The sequence below is a fragment of the Solimonas variicoloris DSM 15731 genome (genome assembly GCF_000382285.1).
Taxonomy (GTDB): Bacteria; Pseudomonadota; Gammaproteobacteria; order Nevskiales; family Nevskiaceae; genus Solimonas; species Solimonas variicoloris.
The window spans coordinates 15,387-35,352 of sequence record NZ_KB907925.1 but is presented as its reverse complement, the minus strand read 5'-3'; the positions used below and the strand labels follow the sequence as shown (position 1 = coordinate 35,352).

The 19,966-nt window shown below is 69.4% G+C and carries 20 protein-coding genes; 13 read left to right on the top strand and 7 right to left on the bottom strand.

The window, feature by feature from the left end; all coding sequences use genetic code 11:
• Positions 1-4: 4 nt before the first annotated feature.
• Positions 5-631, bottom strand: a complete 627-nt coding sequence (msrQ, locus tag H149_RS0100195) for a protein-methionine-sulfoxide reductase heme-binding subunit MsrQ (protein WP_020647699.1) — start codon at positions 629-631, stop codon at positions 5-7.
• Positions 631-1,572 carry a protein-methionine-sulfoxide reductase catalytic subunit MsrP gene (gene msrP / locus H149_RS0100190; protein ID WP_436278839.1) on the bottom strand — a complete coding sequence of 314 codons (942 nt, stop codon included), beginning with the start codon at positions 1,570-1,572 and terminating at the stop codon, positions 631-633. The genes msrQ and msrP overlap by 1 nt, the downstream gene beginning before the upstream one ends.
• Positions 1,573-1,691: 119 nt before the next feature.
• Here msrP and H149_RS0100185 point away from each other — a divergent pair, with 119 nt between their 5' ends.
• From H149_RS0100185 to H149_RS0100165, 5 genes are all read left to right on the top strand, one after another.
• Complete coding sequence (locus H149_RS0100185; RefSeq protein ID WP_020647697.1) at positions 1,692-2,105, top strand: SufE family protein; 414 nt, start codon at positions 1,692-1,694, stop codon at positions 2,103-2,105.
• 118 nt (positions 2,106-2,223) lie between these two features.
• Positions 2,224-3,165: an SPFH domain-containing protein gene (locus H149_RS0100180; RefSeq protein WP_020647696.1), complete on the top strand. Its 942-nt coding sequence runs from the start codon at positions 2,224-2,226 to the stop codon at positions 3,163-3,165.
• Between the two features lie 9 nt (positions 3,166-3,174).
• On the top strand, positions 3,175-3,615 hold the full coding sequence (locus H149_RS0100175) for an NfeD family protein (protein WP_020647695.1): 441 nt from the start codon (positions 3,175-3,177) through the stop codon (positions 3,613-3,615).
• A gap of 85 nt (positions 3,616-3,700) precedes the next feature.
• A complete protein-coding gene (gene trhA, locus H149_RS0100170; RefSeq protein WP_020647694.1) occupies positions 3,701-4,429 on the top strand; it encodes a PAQR family membrane homeostasis protein TrhA in 729 nt (242 codons plus the stop codon).
• A 4-nt stretch (positions 4,430-4,433) separates the two neighbouring features.
• Complete coding sequence (locus tag H149_RS0100165) at positions 4,434-5,315, top strand: PPK2 family polyphosphate kinase (RefSeq protein ID WP_020647693.1); 882 nt, start codon at positions 4,434-4,436, stop codon at positions 5,313-5,315.
• Between the two features lie 16 nt (positions 5,316-5,331).
• Here the strand turns inward: H149_RS0100165 and H149_RS0100160 are convergent, their stop codons facing one another.
• Positions 5,332-6,525: a cation:proton antiporter gene (locus tag H149_RS0100160; RefSeq protein WP_020647692.1), complete on the bottom strand. Its 1,194-nt coding sequence runs from the start codon at positions 6,523-6,525 to the stop codon at positions 5,332-5,334.
• Between the two features lie 77 nt (positions 6,526-6,602).
• Positions 6,603-7,265 (bottom strand): NAD(P)H-binding protein, encoded by a 663-nt coding sequence (locus H149_RS0100155; RefSeq protein WP_020647691.1) that lies wholly within the window; start codon positions 7,263-7,265, stop codon positions 6,603-6,605.
• A gap of 127 nt (positions 7,266-7,392) precedes the next feature.
• Between H149_RS0100155 and H149_RS0100150 the strand changes: the two genes are divergently transcribed.
• The 3 genes from H149_RS0100150 to H149_RS0100140 all read left to right on the top strand — a co-directional run bounded on the left by H149_RS0100150 (position 7,393) and on the right by H149_RS0100140 (position 9,249).
• Positions 7,393-7,833, top strand: a complete 441-nt coding sequence (locus H149_RS0100150; RefSeq protein ID WP_020647690.1) for an HIT domain-containing protein — start codon at positions 7,393-7,395, stop codon at positions 7,831-7,833.
• Between the two features lie 64 nt (positions 7,834-7,897).
• On the top strand, positions 7,898-8,722 hold the full coding sequence (locus H149_RS0100145; RefSeq protein ID WP_020647689.1) for an SDR family NAD(P)-dependent oxidoreductase: 825 nt from the start codon (positions 7,898-7,900) through the stop codon (positions 8,720-8,722).
• A gap of 164 nt (positions 8,723-8,886) precedes the next feature.
• Positions 8,887-9,249 (top strand): hypothetical protein, encoded by a 363-nt coding sequence (locus tag H149_RS0100140; protein ID WP_020647688.1) that lies wholly within the window; start codon positions 8,887-8,889, stop codon positions 9,247-9,249.
• A gap of 90 nt (positions 9,250-9,339) precedes the next feature.
• On the opposite strand, the gene H149_RS0100135 is transcribed toward H149_RS0100140, so the two are convergent.
• On the bottom strand, positions 9,340-10,719 hold the full coding sequence (locus H149_RS0100135) for an OmpP1/FadL family transporter (RefSeq protein WP_020647687.1): 1,380 nt from the start codon (positions 10,717-10,719) through the stop codon (positions 9,340-9,342).
• Between the two features lie 402 nt (positions 10,720-11,121).
• Here H149_RS0100135 and H149_RS0100130 point away from each other — a divergent pair, with 402 nt between their 5' ends.
• The 3 genes from H149_RS0100130 to H149_RS0100115 all read left to right on the top strand — a co-directional run bounded on the left by H149_RS0100130 (position 11,122) and on the right by H149_RS0100115 (position 15,875).
• Positions 11,122-13,119, top strand: a complete 1,998-nt coding sequence (locus tag H149_RS0100130) for an SDR family oxidoreductase (RefSeq protein ID WP_020647686.1) — start codon at positions 11,122-11,124, stop codon at positions 13,117-13,119.
• A 201-nt stretch (positions 13,120-13,320) separates the two neighbouring features.
• Positions 13,321-15,264 carry a CocE/NonD family hydrolase gene (locus H149_RS0100120; protein WP_154654571.1) on the top strand — a complete coding sequence of 648 codons (1,944 nt, stop codon included), beginning with the start codon at positions 13,321-13,323 and terminating at the stop codon, positions 15,262-15,264.
• A 152-nt stretch (positions 15,265-15,416) separates the two neighbouring features.
• Positions 15,417-15,875, top strand: a complete 459-nt coding sequence (locus tag H149_RS0100115; protein WP_169518295.1) for a DUF3617 domain-containing protein — start codon at positions 15,417-15,419, stop codon at positions 15,873-15,875.
• Between the two features lie 69 nt (positions 15,876-15,944).
• Here the strand turns inward: H149_RS0100115 and H149_RS0100110 are convergent, their stop codons facing one another.
• Positions 15,945-17,012: a 3-deoxy-7-phosphoheptulonate synthase gene (locus H149_RS0100110; protein WP_020647682.1), complete on the bottom strand. Its 1,068-nt coding sequence runs from the start codon at positions 17,010-17,012 to the stop codon at positions 15,945-15,947.
• Between the two features lie 126 nt (positions 17,013-17,138).
• Here H149_RS0100110 and H149_RS21825 point away from each other — a divergent pair, with 126 nt between their 5' ends.
• Positions 17,139-18,104, top strand: coding sequence for a DUF3187 family protein (locus H149_RS21825; protein WP_020647681.1), 966 nt, complete (start codon positions 17,139-17,141; stop codon positions 18,102-18,104).
• A 98-nt stretch (positions 18,105-18,202) separates the two neighbouring features.
• Here H149_RS21825 and H149_RS0100100 read toward each other — a convergent pair whose 3' ends face one another.
• The gene (locus H149_RS0100100; protein WP_020647680.1) at positions 18,203-18,901 is read right to left on the bottom strand and encodes a pirin family protein; all 699 of its coding nucleotides are present in this window, start codon (positions 18,899-18,901) and stop codon (positions 18,203-18,205) included.
• A gap of 126 nt (positions 18,902-19,027) precedes the next feature.
• Between H149_RS0100100 and H149_RS0100095 the strand changes: the two genes are divergently transcribed.
• Complete coding sequence (locus H149_RS0100095) at positions 19,028-19,966, top strand: LysR family transcriptional regulator (protein ID WP_020647679.1); 939 nt, start codon at positions 19,028-19,030, stop codon at positions 19,964-19,966.

Genomic DNA, 19,966 nt, shown 5'->3' with positions numbered 1-19,966 from the left:
TCGGTCACGGAGTGCGGCGGGGCGGCGGATGGCCGCGGAGTATACCGCGCCACGGCAGGCGCCAGCCGAGCAGGACCAGCAGCAGCGCCAGGTACAGCAAGGGTTCGCGCCGGTCGGCCTTGACCAGCCACAGGTAGTGCAGCACGCCGAGCAGCGCCGCCGCGTAGATCAGCCGGTGCAGCTGCGTCCAGCGCCGTTTCAGGCGCCGCTGCCAGCCCTGCGTCGAGGTGATGGCGAGCGGCAGCAGCAGCAGCCACGCCGCGAAGCCGATCGTGATGTAGCTGCGCTTGACGAGATCGTCGGCGAGCGCCGCCGGCGAGCCTTCGAGATCGAAGGTCAGGTAGATCGCGAAATGCAGGCAGATCCAGAAGAACGCCCACAGGCCGAGCACGCGCCGCACGCGGACCGGCTCGGACCAGCCGGTCGCGCGACGCAGCGGCGTCATCGCCAGCGTCGCCAGCAGCAGGCGCAGCGACCAGTCGCCGGCGTAGTGTTCGAGGAACTCGACCGGGTTGGCGCCGAGCCGCGACTGCAGCACGCGGACGGCCAGCCACAGCAGCGGCGCGAGGCCCAGCGTCCAGGCGGCGAGGCGCAACAGCCAGAGCCGCGCTTTCGCACTCGGCGCCGGCATCAGTAGTTCTGCTTCAGGTCCATGCCGGCATAGAGCGAGGCGACTTCCGGATAACCGTTGAACATCAGGGTGTCGCGCTTGAAAAGCTCGCCGAGGCGGCGTTCCTTGGCCTGGCTCCAGCGCGGATGGTCGACGTGCGGATTGACGTTCGAATAGAAGCCGTACTCGTTCGCCGCCATGCGGTTCCAGGTGGTCGGCGGCTGTTTCTCGACGAAGCGGATGCGCACGATCGACTTGATGCTCTTGAAGCCGTACTTCCACGGCACCGTCAGGCGCAGCGGCGCGCCGTTCTGGTTCGGCAGCACGCGCCCGTACATGCCGACGGTGAGCATCGTCAGCGGGTGCATGGCCTCGTCGAGGCGCAGGCCCTCGACGTACGGCCAGTCGAGCACGCCGTAGCGCGTGTCCGGCATCTGCTTCGGGTCGTACAGGGTCTCGAAGGCGACGTACCTGGCCTTCGAGGTCGGCTTGTAGCGCTTGAGGAAGTCGCCGAGCGGCAGGCCGACCCAGGGCACGACGATGCTCCAGGCTTCGACGCAGCGATGCCGGTAGATGCGTTCCTCGAGGCGGCCGGCGATCAGGGCGTCGATGTCGGCGCGGCCCGGCGCCTCGCATTCGCCGTCGACGACGACGGTCCACGGCCGTGTCTTCAGCGAGCCGGCGTTGCGCGCGGGATCGTCCTTGTCGCTGCCGAACTCGTAGTAGTTGTTGTAGGTGCTGACGGTCTCGAAGTCGGTCACTTTCTCGCCGCCGGCCTGGTCGCGACGGGCGGCGACGTTCAGCGCCGCCAGCGCCGGCGCCGCGGCTTTCGCCGCGGCCAGACCCGGCAGCGCCAGCGCCGCGGCGCCGAGGCCGCTGAGCACGCGGCGGCGGCTGAGGTACAGCGCTTCCGGCGTGACGTCGGATTCGCGCAGCGCGTGCGGCGGCAGGATGCGGATCAGCATGCGGTGGCTCCGGTGAGGGACGAGAACGGTCCGGCATGGACCACGGCGGACGCCGGGCGTTCGCCGCTACCATATGCGCTTGTACGAACGAACACGAAATCCGGACGCGCAGTGCCATGAATGTCGATGAACTGGCCGAAACCTTCGAAATGCTCGGCGACTGGGAGGAGCGCTACCGCTACCTCATCGAGCTCGGCCGCAAGCTGCCGCCGATGCCGGACGGCGCGCACGTCGACGCCAACAAGGTGCGCGGCTGCATGTCGCAGGTGTGGCTGACGCACGAGGTCCGGCCGGGGCCGCCGAAGACCCTGGAATTCCGCGGCGATTCCGACGCGCACATCGTCAAGGGTCTGATCGCCGTGCTGTTCATGCTGACCTCCGGCAAGACGCCGCAGCAGATCCTCGCGCTCGACATCGGCAATGCCTTCGAGCGCCTCGGCCTGGAGAGCAATATCTCGATGAACCGCCGCAACGGCTTCTACGCGATGGTCGAGCGCATCAAGCAGATGGCGGCCGCCGAAGCCGCCTGAGGCGCGCACCGGCAGCGCGCGTGCCGGGGCCGTCTGACGGCACCGTCACGAATGCGGCGCGTGCGGTTGCTAGAATCGGCCTGCCGTCACTCGACGGCGCTCACCGGGTAGGGCTGGCATGGAACTGATTCCGATCATCTTCGTCGTCTTCGCGCTGGTGACGCTGTGGAAGGGCGTCGTCACCGTGCCGCAGGGCCGCGAGTACACGATCGAGCGCTTCGGCAAGTACCGCGCGACCTTCGAGCCCGGCCTGCACTGGATGATTCCGTACGTCGACAGCATCGGTAAAAAGCTGTCGATGATGGAGCAGGTGCTCGATGTGCCCTCGCAGGAGGTCATCACCAAGGACAACGCCATGGTCGGCGTCGACGGCGTGGTGTTCTTCCAGGTGCTCGACGCGCCGAAGGCCGCGTATGAGGTGCAGAGCCTCGAATTCGCGATCATGCAGCTGACGATGACCAATCTGCGCACGGTCATGGGCTCGATGGATCTCGACGAACTGCTCAGCCAGCGCGATCACATCAACACCAAGCTGCTGTCGGTGGTCGACAGCGCGACCACGCCGTGGGGCATCAAGGTCACGCGCATCGAGATCAAGGACATCCGTCCGCCGCCGACGCTGGTCGAGGCGATGGCGCGGCAGATGAAGGCCGAGCGCGAGAAGCGCGCCAACATCCTCGACGCCGAAGGCTTCCGCCAGGCGGCGATCCTCAAGGCCGAGGGCGAGCGCCAGGCGCAGATTCTCGCCGCCGAGGCGCAGAAGCAGGAACAGATCCTGGAGGCCGAAGGCCGCAAGGAAGCGGCGTTCCGCGACGCCGAAGGCCGCGAGCGTTCGGCCGAGGCCGAGGCCAAGGCGACGGCGATGGTCAGCGAGGCGATCGCCAAGGGCGACGTGCAGGCGATCAACTACTTTGTTGCGCAGAAATACGTCGACGCACTGGCGCGCATCGCCACCAGCCCGAACGAGAAGCTGGTGCTGATGCCGCTCGAAGCTTCGAGCGTGATCGGCGCGATCGGCGGCATCGCCGAGCTCGCCAAGAAAGCGGCGGGCGGCAAGTAAGGAGCGGCCATGGCGCTCGACGGCATCGTCTGGTGGCACTGGTGGGTCGCCGGCCTGGTGTTCCTGACCCTGGAAGCGGTGCTGCCCGGCGCCGTCTTCCTGTGGATGGGCGTGTCGGCCGCCGTCGTCGGCCTGCTCGCGCTGATCGTGCCGGCGCTCGGCTGGAAGGCCGAGTTCATCATCTTCGGCGTGCTGGCGATCGCCGCCGTGCTTGCCTGGCGGCGCTGGCGGCCGGATGCGCCGGCGGCCGATCAGCCGACGCTGAACCGCCGCGGCCAGTCCTACGTCGGTCGCCAGTTCACGCTCAGCGAGCCGCTGGTGAACGGCATCGGCACGCTGCGCGTCGACGATTCGCAGTGGCGCATCAGCGGGGCGGGCGACATGCCGGCCGGCGCCCAGGTCCGCGTCGTCGCCGCCGACGGCGCGACGCTGCGCGTCGAGCGCCTGTAGCGCCGTTCGCCTGCGCCGGCCCTTGCCGGCCGGCCGCAGGCGTGTAAGCTCAAGCCCCGATCCGCTTGAGCTTTCCGCGTTGCGCATGGCGACCCGTACCGAAAAGAATCTGCACGACCTGCACGAGCCGGCGCTGCATGGGCATCACATCGGTCCGCTCGAAATTCCCGATTCGCTGTACTCGCTCGGCGAGGAGATCGCGCACGCGGTGACGCACGGCGTCGGCGTGCTGCTGGCGATCGTCGGCCTGACCGCGCTGGTCGCACGCGCGGCCCTGTACGGCAACGAGTGGCACGTCATCGCCTCCGCGGTATTCGGCGCGACGCTGGTGCTGATGTACACGGCCTCGACGCTGTACCACTCGATCCCGCTGCCGGGCGCCAAGAAGGTACTGCGCGTCATCGACCACTCGATGATCTACTTTCTGATCGCCGGCACCTACACGCCGTTCACGCTGGTGACGCTGCACGGCACCTGGGGCTGGAGCCTGTTCGCGCTGACCTGGGGGCTGGCCGCGATCGGCGTGGTGTTCAAGATCTTCGCGACCGGCCGCTACGAGAAGCTGTCGCTGGTCATCTATCTGGCGATGGGCTGGTGCGCGGTCGTCGCCATTCAGCCGATCCTCGAACGTCTGGCGACCGGCGGCCTGCTGCTGACGCTGGCCGGCGGCCTCGCCTACAGCGGCGGCGTGGTGTTCTACGTCTGGGAACGCCTGCGCTACCACCATGCGATCTGGCACCTGTTCGTGCTCGCCGGCAGCGTGCTGCAGTATTTCGCGATCTTCTTCTACGTGGTGCCGGGGCCGAACGGCTGAGGCGATGTCCGAGCACACCGACTTCGTCGCCAGCCCCTATCTGGTGCCGTTCGACGGCGGCTTTCGCGTCGGCAAGGCCGGCACTGCGCCGCCGAAGGATGCCGACAAGGATCTGGCCAAGGCCCGGCTCGCGGTCGAGGTCGAGGCGCTCGACGAGCTGCAGCGGAGGCTCTACGCCGACAACCGCCACGCCGTGCTGCTGGTCTTCCAGGCGATGGACGCGGCCGGCAAGGACAGCACGATCCGCGCGGTGCTGACCGGCGTCAATCCGGCCGGCTGCCAGGTGTCCTCGTTCAAGCGGCCGAGCGCCGAGGAGCTCGATCACGATTTCCTGTGGCGCTGCATCCGCCAGCTGCCGGAGCGCGGCCGCATCGGCGTCTTCAACCGCAGCTGGTACGAGGAAGTGCTGACGGTGCGCGTGCATCCGGACAACCTCGACGCGCAGCGCCTGCCGTGGCGGCCGAAGGACGAGGCCAAGCTGTGGCGCGAGCGCTACGAATCGATTTCCGACTTCGAGCGGCACCTGGCGCGCAACGGCACAGTGATCCTCAAGTTCTTCCTGCACGTGTCGCGCGCCGAGCAGCGCAAGCGCCTGCTGGCCCGCCTCGACGAGCCCGACAAGAACTGGAAGTTCGAGGCCGACGATCTCGCCAACCGCGCGCGCTGGAACGACTACCAGGCCGCCTACGAGGACCTGCTCAACGCGACCTCGAAGTCCTGGGCGCCGTGGTACGCGATCCCGGCCGACGACAAGGCGTATATGCGCGCGACGGTGGCGGCGCTCATCGTCGCCCGCCTGCGCCAGCTCGACCTGCGTTACCCGCGGCTCGAAGCCGACGCGCGCGCCCAGCTCGCCAGGCTGCGCAAGCAGCTCGAAGGCGAATGAGCCGGCGCGCCGGGTTCTAGGGTTCCGCGTCCGCCGCGCGATCGGCGCGGAACAGCGGCACCAGCAGCGGCGGCGCGATCATCGTCGTCGCCACCGCCATGAACAGCACGATCGCGAATACGTGATCGGAGATCACGCCGAGGCCGAGGCCGATCTGCGCGACGACGATGCCGACCTCGCCGCGCGGCGCCATGCCGACGCCGATCTGCGCGGCGCGATGCCAGCCGAGATGGATCGCGCCGAGGCCGCAGCCGAAGAACTTGGTGACGACCGCCAGCAGCGTGACGATCACCGCGCCGAGCAGGGTTTCGGGGCTGGCGAGCACGTCGAGCTTGAGCTGCATGCCGATCGCGACGAGAAAGAACGGCGTGAAGAACTCGGTGATGCCGCGCACCTGCTGGTGGACATCGTGCGAGCCCTCGGTCGCCTCGGCCAGCGCCATGCCGGCGAGGAAGGCGCCGATGATCGCGGCGATGCCGATCTCGGCGGCGACCGCGGCGAGGCCGAAGCACAGCACGATCGCGCCGGCCAGCAGCGAGTGGCCGATGCGCATCGAGACGAGGGTCGGCGTCAGGCGCGTCATCACGCGCGAGCCGACCGCGGCGACCAGCACCACGAAGCCGATCGACAGCGCCGCGGTCAGGCCGATCTCGGTGTAATTGATGCTGCCGCCGGCCATGCTCGCCACCACCGCCAGCACCAGCAGGCCGAGAATGTCGTCGATCACCGCGGCGCCGAGAATCACGCGGCTCGAAATCAGGTGCAGCAGACCCATGCCGGACAGCACGCGGGCGGTGATGCCGACGCTGGTCGCGACCATCGCCGCGCCGAGGAACAGCGACTCGATATCGCTGTGTCCGGTTGCCGACATATAGCCCCAGCCGGCGACGAAGGGCACGGCGACGCCGAGCACGGCGACGACACCGGCGGTGCGGCCGACCTGGGCGATCGAACTCGGTTTGGTCTCGAGACCGACCGAGAACAGCAGGAAGATCACGCCGAGTTCCGACAGTGTCTGGGTGAGCAGGCCGGGCTCGACCCAGCCGAGCACGCTCGGGCCGATCAGCACGCCGGCGAGGATCTCGCCGACCACCGAGGGCTGGCGCAGGCGTTCGAACACCTCGGCCAGCAGCTTGGCCGCGGCGAACATGATGAACAGCGTCAGCAGCAATTCGTCGGAATGCGCGGCGGCTTCGGGCGCGGCGCTCACGGGCGGCCTCGGGTGATGTTCATGGTCATGGCACTGTGGCGCGCCGCGCGCGGACGATCAAGGCGGCGCGCGGGGATTCAGTCGGCGTCGTTGTCGTCGGGCAGCGGCAGATGGTGGACGTGCGCGCCGCGCTCGCCGCGCAGCGCCAGCCGCAGCATCGCCTCGGCGACCTCGTCGGCCGGCACCGGTCGGTAGCGCTGCAGCGGTCCGGCGGCGAGCTTCGCCAGCAGCGGCGCGAAGCGCTGCGCGTAGGCTTCGCCACGCCGGAATTCGCGGCGCTCGCCGAGCAGCAGCGACGGCCGCACGATGTGCACGGCTTCGAAGCCGATCGCGCGTACCGCCGCCTCCATGCGGCCCTTGACGCGCGAGTAGTAGGCGAGCGCGTGCTCGCTGGCGCCGACCGCGGAAATCACGATGAACTGCTGGGCGCCGGCAGCGTGCGTGGCGCGCGCCAGATCGACGACCATGCGGTAGTCGACGTCGGCGAACGCGTCCTTCGAACCCGCCGCACGCAGCGTCGTGCCGAGGCAGCAGAACACGTCGTCGACGGCGAGCGCCGCACCGAGCGTGGCGAGTTCGCCGAAGTCGGTGAGGATCGTCGTCAGCTGCGGATGCTCGAGGCCGAGCGGCCGCCGTGCGAGCACGACGACGCGCGTATAGGCCGGATCGCGCAGCAGCCGATCGACCACGCGATGCCCCACCAGCCCCGACGCTCCGGCGACGAGTGCGCTGCGCTCCATGCGATGCTATCCCCTTGTTGTCTACCGCCGGTTCGTGTGGTGCCCGATCGTGGCGCCGCACGGCATGACAATTCTATATACGCATTGCCACGCGCGCTGGCAGTATGGCACCGCACCGAGAGCCGCCATGTCCCCCGTATCCGACCGTTTCGAACTGCACGATCGTCTCGCCGCCGACACGCTGCGCGTCGGCGACTGGCCGCTGTCGCGCGTGCTGCTGATGAACGACGCCCAGTATCCGTGGCTGATTCTGGTGCCGCGCCGGGCCGCGATCCGCGAAATCCACGAGCTCGATGAGGCCGACCAGTTGCAGCTGCTGCGCGAATCCAGTGCGCTCGGCCGCGAGCTGATGGCGCTGTACGGCGGCGACAAGCTCAACGTCGCCGCGCTCGGCAACATGGTGCCGCAGCTGCACGTGCACCATATCGTGCGCCGGCAGAGCGATCCGGCCTGGCCGGCCCCGGTCTGGGGCCGCCTGCCGCCGCGCCCCTACGGCGCCGACGACGCCGGCACCGCGCTGGCGACGCTGCGCCGGCGATTGGCCGAACGCTTCGCGCTCGACGTCTGAGCGGCGCTGGCCGGCGGCGGCGGCCCGTTCCTAGACTCGCCGGCCGACAACGGGAGGTCAGGACATGGATACGGTCGCAGGCAAGACGCTGCTCATCACGGGCGCGGCGATGGGCATGGGCAAGCTGTACGCGCAGCTCGCGGCGCGCGAGCGTGCGAGCGCGGTCGCGCTCTGGGACATCAACGCCGCCGAGCTCGACCGGACCGCCGCCGAACTGCGCGAGCAGGGCCTGCGCGTCGTCGCCCAGGTCGTCGACGTCGCACAGCGCGCGGCCATCGCCGCCGCCGCCGCCGAGCTGCGCGAAACGCTGGGCACGCCGGACATCATCATCAACAACGCCGGCATCATCCGCGGCAAGTACTTCTGGGAGCACGATTCGCAGAAGGACATCGAGATGACGATGGCGATCAACGCGCTGGCGCCGATGTACATCGCCCGCGAGTTCCTGCCGGCGATGATCGCCGACCGCTCGCGCGAGCGCTGCATCGTCAACATCTCCTCGGCGGCGAGCCTGGTCTCGAATCCGCGCATGAGCGTCTACTGCGCGTCGAAGTGGTCGTGCACCGGCTGGAGCGATTCGCTGCGCCTGGAACTGGCGCAGGCCGGGCATGCGCATCTCAAGGTGCTGACGGTATGCCCGACCTATATCGCGACCGGCATGTTCGACGGTGCCAAGCCGATGCTGATGACGCCGGTGATGACGCCGCAGTACGTCGTCGATCGCGTCTGGCGGGCGATGAAGCGCGGCCGCGGCCGCCTGATCCTGCCGTGGACCGTGTACCTGTCGAACGCGCTCAAGGGTCTGCTGCCGCTGCGCCTGTTCGACTGGTTCGCCGATCGCGTGTTCGGCGTCTATCACTCGATGGACGATTTCCGCGAGCGCAGGTGAGCGCCGGCGCCGCTGGTCGCCCGCCGGCGGCCGCTGCCGCGGTGCCGCCACCATGCTTTCGTGCGCCGCGGCAAGCTGCGCGGGACGGCGGCGATTGTCCGCCGCCGGCCGGCACCTTATAAAGGCGCGCCGGCCTTCAGGGCCGGCACAGCCGAGGGGGAGTGATGCATCAGAAAACCATCGCAGTCCGCGCCGCGACGATCGCGGTCGTCATGGCGTTCGCCGGCTGCGCGAGCGAGGCGCCGCAACCGGCGGCGCCCAAGAACATCTCGGCGCCGCTGAAGCCGGAAGGCCTGCTGCCGCCGGGCGTGTCGGCGGCGCTCAAGGCCGGCGACGCGGTGGCGCTGAAGGCGCCGACCGCGCTGCGCCTGACGCCGCTGCCGAACGCGGAGGCCGGCGACCATCTGCCGGCCGGCACGCTGGTGCGCCTCAAGTCGCGCGTGCTCAACGCCCGCGGCTCGTGGTGGCTGGTCGATGCGCCGAACGCCTCCGGCTGGGTCGTCGAGGCCGAGCTGCTCAGGCCCTGAGTCCGGCCCGCCGCCGTCCGGGCGCGCCAAAGCAAAGCGCCGGGCGGTGAGCCGTCCGGCGCCGGGTGCTGCGCCACGTAGGGCGGGCGCTCAGAACGCGTAGTTCCACTGCAGGCCGATGATCTGCAGATGCGACTTGAAGCTGCCGGCGACGTGGCCCTGGGTCTCGGTCTCGCCGGCCGCGGTGCTGTTCGGATGGCCTTCGTCGTCGTAGCGGCGGTCGATGCGCTGGTTCTGGATGAACACGTAGCTGTAGGCCATGTCGATCGAGCTGCGATTCGACATCTGCCAGGTCGTGCCGAGCGACAGCCACTGGCGGTCGTTGTCGGGCAGCGTCGGCAGCACCTCGGTGCGGTCCGTCACCGGCGACTGGTCGTACATGTAGCCGCCGCGCAGCTTCCACGCCGCCGTCATCGCGTACGAGGCGCCGACCGAGGCCTTCCAGGTATCGTCCCAGTCGGTCTTGATGTAGGTCGTGGTGATTGGCCGGGCCTCGATCGTCAGGTGCTGCAGGCTGCTGTGGCCGGTCCAGGTGACGTCGCCCATCAGCGCCAGACGCGCGCTGAGCTCGTGGCAGGCGTTCAGCGACACCGATTGCGGCGTCGTCACGTTGAGGTGGCCGTGCGCGGTGGTCGGGAAGTTGGCGAAGATGGCGTCGGCGTACGGCGCCAGCGGGCCGCTGGCGATGTAGGTGGCCAGCGGTGCGCTGTTCTGCAGCATCGCGTCGCCGGCGAGCTTCTGCTTGATCTCCGAGCGGTAGGCGAGGCCGAAGCGGGTGTGCGGGTTCAGCTCGTAGAAGTAGCCGAGGTTGTAGCCCATGCCCCAGGAATCGCCCTGGATGTGAAAGCGCAGGTCCTCGACGCCGAGCGCGCCGACCGCGAGCGCCTGCACGGTGCCGGCCGGCAGGCCCAGCTCGGTGCCGATGCCGTACATCGTCTGCGCGGCGCTGACCTGGCGGGCCAGCGCGCCCTTGGCGTACTGCGCGACCAGGCCGATGCCGAAGCTCTGGTGCTCGTCGAACTTGAACGACAGCGACGGGTTGATGTTGAGCATCTCGACCGCGGTCTTGGTCGCGTAGTAGCGGCCGGCGAAACCGTTGTCGTACTCGACCTTGGCGCCGAACGGCACGTAGAGGCCGAGACCGGCGACGACACGCGGGCTGAGCCGGTGCGTCAGATAGAAGTGCGGCACGAAGGTGGTCTTCACCGGATCGCCGCCGTTGTCGCTGTCGACCGGCAGGCCGAGGCCGTTGCTGGTCGTGCCGCGTTCCTTGAACTCGAGTTGCGGCAGCACGACGTTGGCGATCAGCGAGAACTGCGTGCCGGCCAGGCGCGACATGCCGGCCGGATTGCCGTAGATCACCGAGGCGTCGTTGGCTTCGGCGCCGTTGGCGTTGGCGGTGCTCTGCGCGGTGACGCTCTGCGTGCCGAAGTTGTAGCCGGATGCGAACGCCGCCGGCGTGCCGAGCACGACCGTGGCCAGCGCGCTGAGACGGACACTGCGGAAGAGGGGGACATGCAGATCTCCATTGCGAAAGCGTCGCGGCCTGACCAGCCGGAGCGGCGAGTGCGGGCCTGCGGCCGCGCGGCGTTCCCGATGCGGTCGGGAGCGTTGCCGCGCGCCCCTTGGTCCGTGACGGCCGCGCGGGCGGCGCTATTGTCGGGATCGTCACGCGGGTGCCGGTTGACGCCGGTCAAGACCTCGTCGCCGTTCATCGCCACGGCGGTTTCGCGGTAACCTCGCCTGCCGGCGGCGCTGCGGCGGCCGCTTGGCCGGCGCCGCAGCGGCGAGGCGTGCGCCGGCGAGCGCCGTCGCGGCGGCGGTTCGCTAAGATGCGCGGCACCCAAGACAACGACAAACAGGGGAACACGAATGAACTATTTCGTGACTGGTGCGACGGGTTTCATCGGCAAATTTCTGGTCGGCGAGCTGCTGCAGCGTGCCGAGGCGAAGGTCTACGTGCTGGTGCGGCCCGGCTCGCAGGACAAGTTCGAGGCGCTGCAGGCGCGCTTCGGCGAGGCGGGCGAGCGGCTGGTCGCGGTGCACGGCGATGTCACCGAGCCCGGTCTGATCGACGAGGCCGAGCGCAAGAAGCTCAAGGGCCATGTCGCGCACGTCTTCCATCTCGCCGCCGTCTATGACATGGCGATGAGCGACGCGCAGGCCGACCGCATCAACATCGAGGGCACGCGCCATCTCGTCGAGTTCGCCAACGGCCTCGGCGGCGACGTGCATCTGCACCACGTTTCGAGCGTCGCCGTCGCCGGCAACGGCTACAACGGCCGTTTCACCGAGGACATGTTCGACGAGGGCCAGAAGCTCGAGCACCCGTACTACCGCTCGAAGTTCCAGTCCGAGAAGATCGTCCGCGAGGAAAGCAAGGTTCCGTTCCGCATCTACCGGCCGGGCGTCGTCGTCGGCTCGTCGGAAAGCGGCGAGATGGACAAGATCGACGGCCCCTACTACTTCTTCAAGACCATCCAGAAGCTCAGCTACGCGGTGCCGAAGTGGCTGCCGCTGCTCGGCATCGAGGGCGGCAAGGTGCCGATCGTGCCGGTCGACTACGTCGCCAAAGCGATCGTCACCATCGCGCACGAGAAGGGCCGCGACGGCCAGTGCTTCTGCCTGATCCAGTCGAAGTCGCCGAGCGTCGGCGACCTGCTGCAGACCCTGCTCGAAGTCGCGCACGGACCGGAGTTCGCGCGCCGCCTCGAACTGCCGGCGCTGCCGCCGGCGGTGCGCGAGCTGGCCGGGCAGGTCAAGGGCCGCGTCGCCGGCAGCAGCTGGGGGCCGGCCGTCGAGAAGCGGGTCTCCAAGGCGATCGGCGTGCCGCTGTCGGTGGTCGCCTACGTCGGCAACCGCACGGTGTTCGACGATCGCAACACGCGCGCGGCGCTCAAGGGCACCGGCGTGCAGTGCCCGGACATCCGCGACTACGCCGACAAGCTGTGGCAGTACTGGGAGAAGTTCCTCGACGTCGAGACCCGCGTGCCGCGCGGCGCGGTGCAGAAGCTGACCGGCAAGGTCGCCGTCGTCACCGGAGCCTCGCGCGGCATCGGCCTGGTCGTGTCGAAGAAGCTCGCCGCGGCCGGCGCCAAGGTCGTGCTGGTCTCGCGCAAGCGCGAGAAGCTCGAAGAACTGCAGCAGATCATCGAACTCGCCGGCGGCGAGGCGCATGTCTATCCCTGCGACCTCAACGACCTCAACGCGATCGACGAGTGCTCGCAGGCGATCCTGCGCGACTTCGGCCATGTCGACATCCTGATCAACAACGCCGGCCGCTCGATCCGCCGCTCGGTGTTCGAGTCGTTCGACCGCTTCCACGACTTCGAGCGCACCATGCAGCTGAACTACTTCGGCGCCGTGCGCATGATCATGAACTTCCTGCCGTCGATGGCGAAGCACAAGAGCGGCCACATCATCAACATCAGCTCGATCGGCGTGCTCGCCAACGCCGCGCGCTTCTCGGCCTACGTCGCCTCCAAGGCCGCGCTCGACGCGTTCTCGCGCTGCCTGTCGGCCGAGGTCAAGCACAAGAACATCGAGGTCACGGCGATCTACATGCCGCTGGTGCGCACGCCGATGATCGCGCCGACCAAGCTCTACGACTACGTGCCGGCGTGGTCGCCGGAGAAGGCCGGCGACACGGTGATGAAGGCGCTGCTCAGCCGGCCGAAGTCGATCGCCACGCCGCTCGGCACCGCCGCCGCGGTTTCGTACGCGCTGTGGCCGAAGCTCAACGACTACATCCTCAACAAGGGCTTCCATCTGTTCCCGTCGTCGGACGCCGCCAAGGGTCGCAAGGAAGGCGCCAAGCCGACGCTGGAGCAGGTGGTGTTCGCCAACCTGTTCAAGGGCGAGCACTTCTAGGCGTCCTCCGGCGATTGCGGCCGCGCTTCGGGCCGGCGGCGACGGCCGCCGGCCTTTTTCGTGGCGCCGGCGCTGGCCGTCGCGCCGGCGGCGATCGCGCTTGCAGCCAAGGCCGCGCGCTCGTGCCGGCGCTACAGTCGCGCCCAAAGCGCCGCGTCTTCGCACGCAGGCGCGCCAGCCCGAAGAAGAGGGGGAGAAACGATGGACAGGGAAGTCTCGTTCGCGCGCCGCGCGAAGCCGGCCCGGATGGTCGCCGCCGCCGCGCTGCTGACGCTGCTCGCCGCCTGCGGCAGCAGCTCGCCGCCGGCGCAGGGCGGCAGCGCCAGGTGGACCACGCTCGGCACGCGCGCCGAGCCGGCCGCGGCGGCGGCGCCGATCACCGCCAACGCCAGGGCGGTGTGGAGCGACTACGATCCGGCGCCGCTCTATCCGGGCACCAAGACCCTGCCGCTGCAGTACATCACGATGCGCGACGGCGTGAAGCTCGCCACCTACGTGACGCTGCCGGCCGATGCCGACGGCAACGCCGTCACCGAGCCGCTGCCGGTGGTGCTGGTGCAGACCAGCTACAACGGCGCCGCCGGCAGCGTCGTCAGCGCCATCGGCGGCGCCGATCCGTACATCGTCGAGCGCGGCTACGCGACGGTCGTCGTCGACGTGCGCGGCACCGGCCAGTCGCAGGGCGAGTGGGAGGCGTTCGGCGCGGAGGAGCAGGCCGACTACGCCGAAGTCGTCGACTGGGTGACGAAGCAGTCGTTCAGCGACGGCCGCATCGGCGTCTACGGCGTCTCGTATCTCGGCATCACCGCGATCATCACCGCCGCGCAGGGGCATCCCGCGGTCAAGGCGGCGTTCCCGATCGTGCCGATCGGCGACGGCTACCGCGACATCGTCTTCACCGGCGGCCAGGTCAATCCGACTTTCATCCCGATCTGGCTCGGCCTGGTCTCGGTGCTCGGCCTGACCAATCCGACGCTCATCACCGATCCGGCGACCGGCATTCCGGCGACGCTCGAACATCTGCTCAGCGCCGTCGCCAATTTCCAGGTGCCGACCATCCTGCGCGCGCTGGCCGGCGCGCCGGAGACGGCCTACGACGGCGACTTCTGGGCGGTGCGTTCGCCGCTCGAAGCCGACGGCGAGATCCGCGTGCCGACCTTCGTCGTCGGCGGCCTGCACGACCTGTTCCAGCGCAGTGAGCCGATCAGCTACGAACGCATCAAGCGGCACGCGCCGGCCAAGCTGCTGATCGGGCCGTGGACGCACCTCGAGGCGGCGTTCGGCGCCGGCCTGCCGGCCGACGGCGTGCCGCCGCTCAATCACATCCAGCTGCAATGGTTCGACCAGTACGTGAAGGGCATGAAGGTCGGCGCCGATCGCCAGCCGAACGTCACCCAGTACGTCAAAGGCTACGGACACTACGCGACGGCGAGCGACTGGCCGCATCCGGACGCGCGCGCGCAGCGCCTCTACCTGCGCGCCGACAAGAGCCTCAGCGAAGAAGCGCCGGCCGCCGACGAAGCGTCCAACACTGTCCTGCAGCTGCCGATCGAAGGCCTGTGCTCGATCAGCGCCTCGCAATGGACCGCCGGCATCCTCGGCTACCTGCCGCTGCCGTGCTTCGAGAACAGCAATACCGCCGAGACGCTGTCGGTGAAGTACGAGACGCCGCCGATGGCGGAGGACTACTACCTCAACGGCCCGATCCAGGCCGACATCTGGATGTCGACGAGCGCGCTCGACGCCGGCCTGTCGGTGCGCGTTGACGACGTCGACGAGAACGGCATCGCCAAGTCGCTGAGCAACGGCATCCAGACCGCCTCGCTGCGCGCCGTCGACGCCAGCCGTTCGCGCACGCTCGACGGGCAGATGATCCAGCCCTGGCATCCGTACACGCAGGACTCGGTGCAGGCAGTCGGCGCCGGCAACGTGGTGCTGGTGCCGGTCGAGATCTTCGCGACCAGTGCGCTGATCGCCAAGGGCCACAAGCTGCGCGTCGCCGTCGGCGCCAGCGACCTGCCACAGGGCGTGCCGCCGATCCCGACGCTGCTGCAATCGCTGGTTGGCGCGCTGACCGTCTACAGCGACGCCGAGCATCCGTCGAGCGTGGTGCTGCCGGTGGTGCCGGCGAGCGCGCTCAACTGAAGACGCCGCGCCGCTGCTGCTGCGAAACCCGCCGACTGGCGGGTTTCTTTTTTGCGCCGGCGCACATTGCGCCGGCGACTGTGAAGCATCTGGCGGACCTGGACCGCCGCTTGCCCTTAAGGTCGCGGCGATCAAGCCGATGGAGGTCGATGATGCTGCGCAAGACAATGGGAGGACTGCTGCTGGCGCTGCCGCTGGCGGCGACGGCGGCACCGGTGGTCAAGCCGGGCCTGTGGAAGTCGGAGCAGACGCTCAACGGCGAGCGCAGCACCGAGCATGACTGCGTGACGCCGGAGGATGCGCGCAGCGCCAACAACTTCGTCAAGGATCTGCCGAAGGACTGCACGCTGAGCAAGGTCCGCGACGATGCGCGCGTGCTCGCCTACGACTACCAGTGCCAGAGCGCCGAGCAGAGCGGCAAGGGCCAGGTCGAGATCAAGGTCGACGCGCCGACCCACTACGTCATGCGCTACCGCTTCGACGGGCAGACGCGGATCGGCAAGGACGTCACGCCGATCCGGCTCGACCTGCAGGCGGAAAGCCGCTGGGTCGCGGCCGACTGCGGCGAGTACGGCGAAGCGGCGGCTGGCGGTGCCGCCGGCGACGAATAGCGCCACCGGATTCGCGGGCAATGAAAAAGCCGGGCAGTGCCCGGCTTTTTCACATCCGCTTGCGAGGCTTCAGGCCGTGCGCACCTGGCGCAGGCGGCGCTGTTCGACGCAGGTGGCGAGGTGGCGCAGCAGCTCGGCGGTATCGTCCCAGTGGATGCAGGCGTCGGTGATCGACTGGCCGTAGCACATGTTCGGGCCGATGTCCTGGCGGCCCTCGACGAGATGCGACTCGATCATGCAGCCGATGATGCGTTCGTCGCCGCCGGCGATCTGGTGGCCGACGTCATGGCCGACGACGATCTGGCGCTTGTGCTGCTTGCTCGAGTTGGCGTGGCTGAAGTCGATCATGACCTGCGGGCGCAGGCCGGCCTTGGTCAGCGCCGCGCAGGCCGCGTCGACGCTCTTGGCGTCGTAGTTGGTGCCGGCGCTGCCGCCGCGCAGGATGATGTGGCAGTCCTCGTTGCCCTTGGTCTCGAAGATCGCCACGTGGCCTTCCTGGGTCAGCGACAGGAAGCGGTGCGGATGCTTGGCCGACATCACCGCGTCGACCGCGACCTTCACCGAGCCTTCGGTGCCGTTCTTGAAGCCGACCGGGCAGGACAGCGCCGACGCCAGCTCGCGATGCAGCTGCGACTCGGTGGTGCGCGCGCCGATCGCGCCCCAGGCGACGAGGTCGGTCAGGTACTGCGGGGTGAGGATGTCGAGGTACTCGACGCCGGCCGGGATGCCCATGTCGTTGAGCTTGAGCAGCAGCTCGCGGCCCATGCGCAGACCCTTGTTGATGTCGAAGCCGTCGTTGAGGTCCGGATCGTTGATCAGGCCTTTCCAGCCGACCGTGGTGCGCGGCTTCTCGAAATAGACGCGCATCAGGATCAGCAGGTGCTTGTCGAGCTGCGCGCGCAGCGTCTTGAGCTTCTCGGCGTATTCGATCGCCGCCTTCGGGTCGTGGATCGAGCACGGGCCGACGATCACCAGCAGGCGATCGTCGCGGCCGTAGAGCACGTCCTGGATCTCGCGGCGCGCGTTGAAGGTCGTCTGCGCGGCGTTCTCGCTCGCCGGCAGTTCGGCCTGGACCTGCGCCGGCGTGGAGACCGGACGGATCGACTGGATTCGGGTGTTTTCGGTGACGAGACGCATGACGCGAACCTGCTTGAAACCTACATCGGGGCGCCGATGCTAGCAGGTTCGCGGCGACGCTGGGTGTTTCCCCTCAAGGCCGGGCCGGGCACAATCGCCGCCGACCCTTTCTCGCCGGACCTCTCGATGCCGACCGACCGCCGTCTGCCGCTGCTGTGCGCCGTGCTCGCCGCCGCTGCCGCCCTGCCCGCCCGCGCCGCCGAGCCTTTCGTGTTCGGCACCTTCAACCAGGCGGCGCTGGCGCGCCACGCGCCGCTGCCGACGCCGCTGGCCGACGTCGGCGGCAGCAGCGGCGCGCGCGTCGCTGTCGACTGGACCAACGAATACGTCGCCGACCAGAACAGCCGCGAGTCGCTGCTGCTCGACGGCGAGAGCGTGCGCGTCGGCCTCGGCGGCCGGCTCGCGTTCGGCCGCTGGCAGCTCGGCGCCGAACTGCCGCTGCTGTTCACCAGCGGCGGTTCGCTCGACAGCCTGATCGAGAACTGGCACGACTGGTTCGGTCTGCCGAACGGCGGCCGCGAGTACGAGCCGCGCGACCTGTACCACTACCGCTACGTGCGCGACGGCCAGACCGTGCTCGATGTCGAGGATAGCCACAGCGGCCTCGGCGACGCGCGCCTCGGCGTCGCGCGCTGCGGCGACGGCGGTGGCTGCTGGCGGGCGATGCTGCAGCTGCCGACCGGCGACGCCGACCGTCTCGCCGGCGGCGGCCTCGGCGGCGCGCTCTGGTACGAGCAGCCGTACACGCTCGGCCATTCCGGCGACTGGAGCGGCGCGCTCGCCGCCGGCCTGTCCGCAGTGCGCGCCGACGGTCCGCTCGAAGACCAGCAGAAGACCGTGATCCCGTTCGGCTGGGCTTCGCTCGGCTACGCGCTGACGCGCACGCTCGACGCCGGCGTGCAGCTCTACCTGCACGGCCCGCTCTACGACGACTCCGAACTCGACGCGCTCGCGCAGATGGGCGGCCAGCTCGCGTTCGGCTTCCGCTACCGGCCGACGCCGACCGTCTCGGCCTGGCTCGGTCTGCAGGAAGACATCATCACCGAGTCCTCGCCCGACTTCTCGATCCACGTCGCCGCCGATTTCCGCTAGGACCTGCCGCGCGCGGCAGTCCGCTCCGGCGGGCCGGGCAGACCCGCCGCGGCGTCGCCGGTGCGGCCACGCATCGCCCGCGCCGGCCGGCCCGGGCCTCAGGCGAGATCGAACAGCAGCAGCTCGGCGGCCGCGCCGGCGCGCAGTTCGAGCGCCGCTTCGCCTTCGAGCGTCAGCGCGTCGCCGGCTTGCAGATGCCGGCCGCCGCTTTCGACGCTGCCGCGCGCGACGTGCAGGTAGTAGCGGCGCTTCGGGTCGAGCGTCTGCCGCAGCGTGGCGCCGGCCGCCGGCCAGGCGATGTGCAGCCAGGCGTCCTGGTCGATATGGAACGGCGTGTCGGCGCCGCGCGGCCCGACCACGGCCGCGAAGCCCTGGCGCAGCGCTTCGCCGTCGAGCGGCGCCTGGCGGTACGAGGCCGGCTTGCCGGTCACCGCCGGCTCGATCCAGATCTGCAGCAGGTGCAGCGGCTCGCGCGCCGACGGATTGACCTCGCTGTGCTGGATGCCGCGGCCGGCGCTCATCACCTGCAGCTCGCCGTGGCGCAGCACGCCGGCGCCGCCGGTCGAGTCGCGGTGGCGCAGTTCGCCGCCGAGCACGTAGGTGATGATCTCCATGTCGCGGTGGCCGTGCGGCGGAAAGCCGGCGGTCGGCACGACGCGATCCTCGTTGATGACGCGCAGCGCGCCGAAGCCCATGCGCTGCGGGTCGTGGTAGCTGCTGAACGAAAAGCTGTGATGCGCATCGAGCCAGCCGTGCTCCACATGGCCGCGCTCGCTGCCGGGTCTGACGCCGATCATCTTCTTTCTCCGCATGCATGGTCGGCGTCGCGGCTGGGCGCCGCCGCCGGAATATGAGCAAAATAAGGGCGTGGTCCCCGCTGCAAAATCGGAATGTTTTGACCGGGTCCTTCAGGGCTACTGAACATGCGCTTGACTCTCGATGCCCTGGAAACGCTCGACGCGATCGACCAGCAGGGCAGTTTCGCCAAGGCGGCCGAGGTGCTGCATCGCGTGCCGTCGGCCGTCACCTATACGGTGCAGAAGCTGGAGTCGGACCTCGGTGTGCAGCTGTTCGACCGCAGCGGCAAGCGCGCCAGACTGACCGAGGCCGGACAGGCGCTGGTCGAGCGTGGCCGCGAGCTGCTGCGCCAGGCGCAGAGCCTGGAGAACTGCGTCAAGCGCGTCAGCAACGGCTGGGAGACGCAGCTGACGCTGGCGGTCGACGAGATCATCCCGCTCGAACTGCTGTTTCCGCTGATCGCCGAGTTCGACGCGCTGGTCTCCGGCACGCGCATCCGCCTGACGCGCGAGACCTTCGGCGGTGCCTGGGATGCGCTGATCGATCGTCGCGCCGATCTGACGATCGGCGCCGCCGGCGAGATGCCGCAGGGCTACGGCCTCGCCAGCCGGCGCTGGTGCTCGGTGCCGTTCGAGTTCGCGGTCGCCCGCCACCATCCACTCGCCGACCTGCCGGAGCCGCTGCAGTTCGAGCAGATCGTGCGGCATCGCGCCGTGGTCGCGGCCGACTCCTCGCGCAAGCTGGCGCCGCGCTCGACCGGCATCCTCGACGGCCAGGACACGCTGATCGTGCCGACGCTCGCCGCCAAGCTCGCGGCGCAGATCGTCGGTCTCGGCGTCGGCTTTCTGCCCGAGTACATGGTCGCCCCGCACCTGGGCAGCGGCGAACTGATCCGGCGCGAGATCGAGGCGCCGCGCGCGCCGGCGATCCTGCACGTGGCCTGGCGCGCCGGCGAGGAAGGCCGCGCGCTGGCGTGGTTTCGCCAGCGCGTGCTCGGCGACGCGCAGCTGCTGCGCGATCTGCACGCGCCCGAGGCGCACGAGCCGAACCTCGGCACGCCCTGA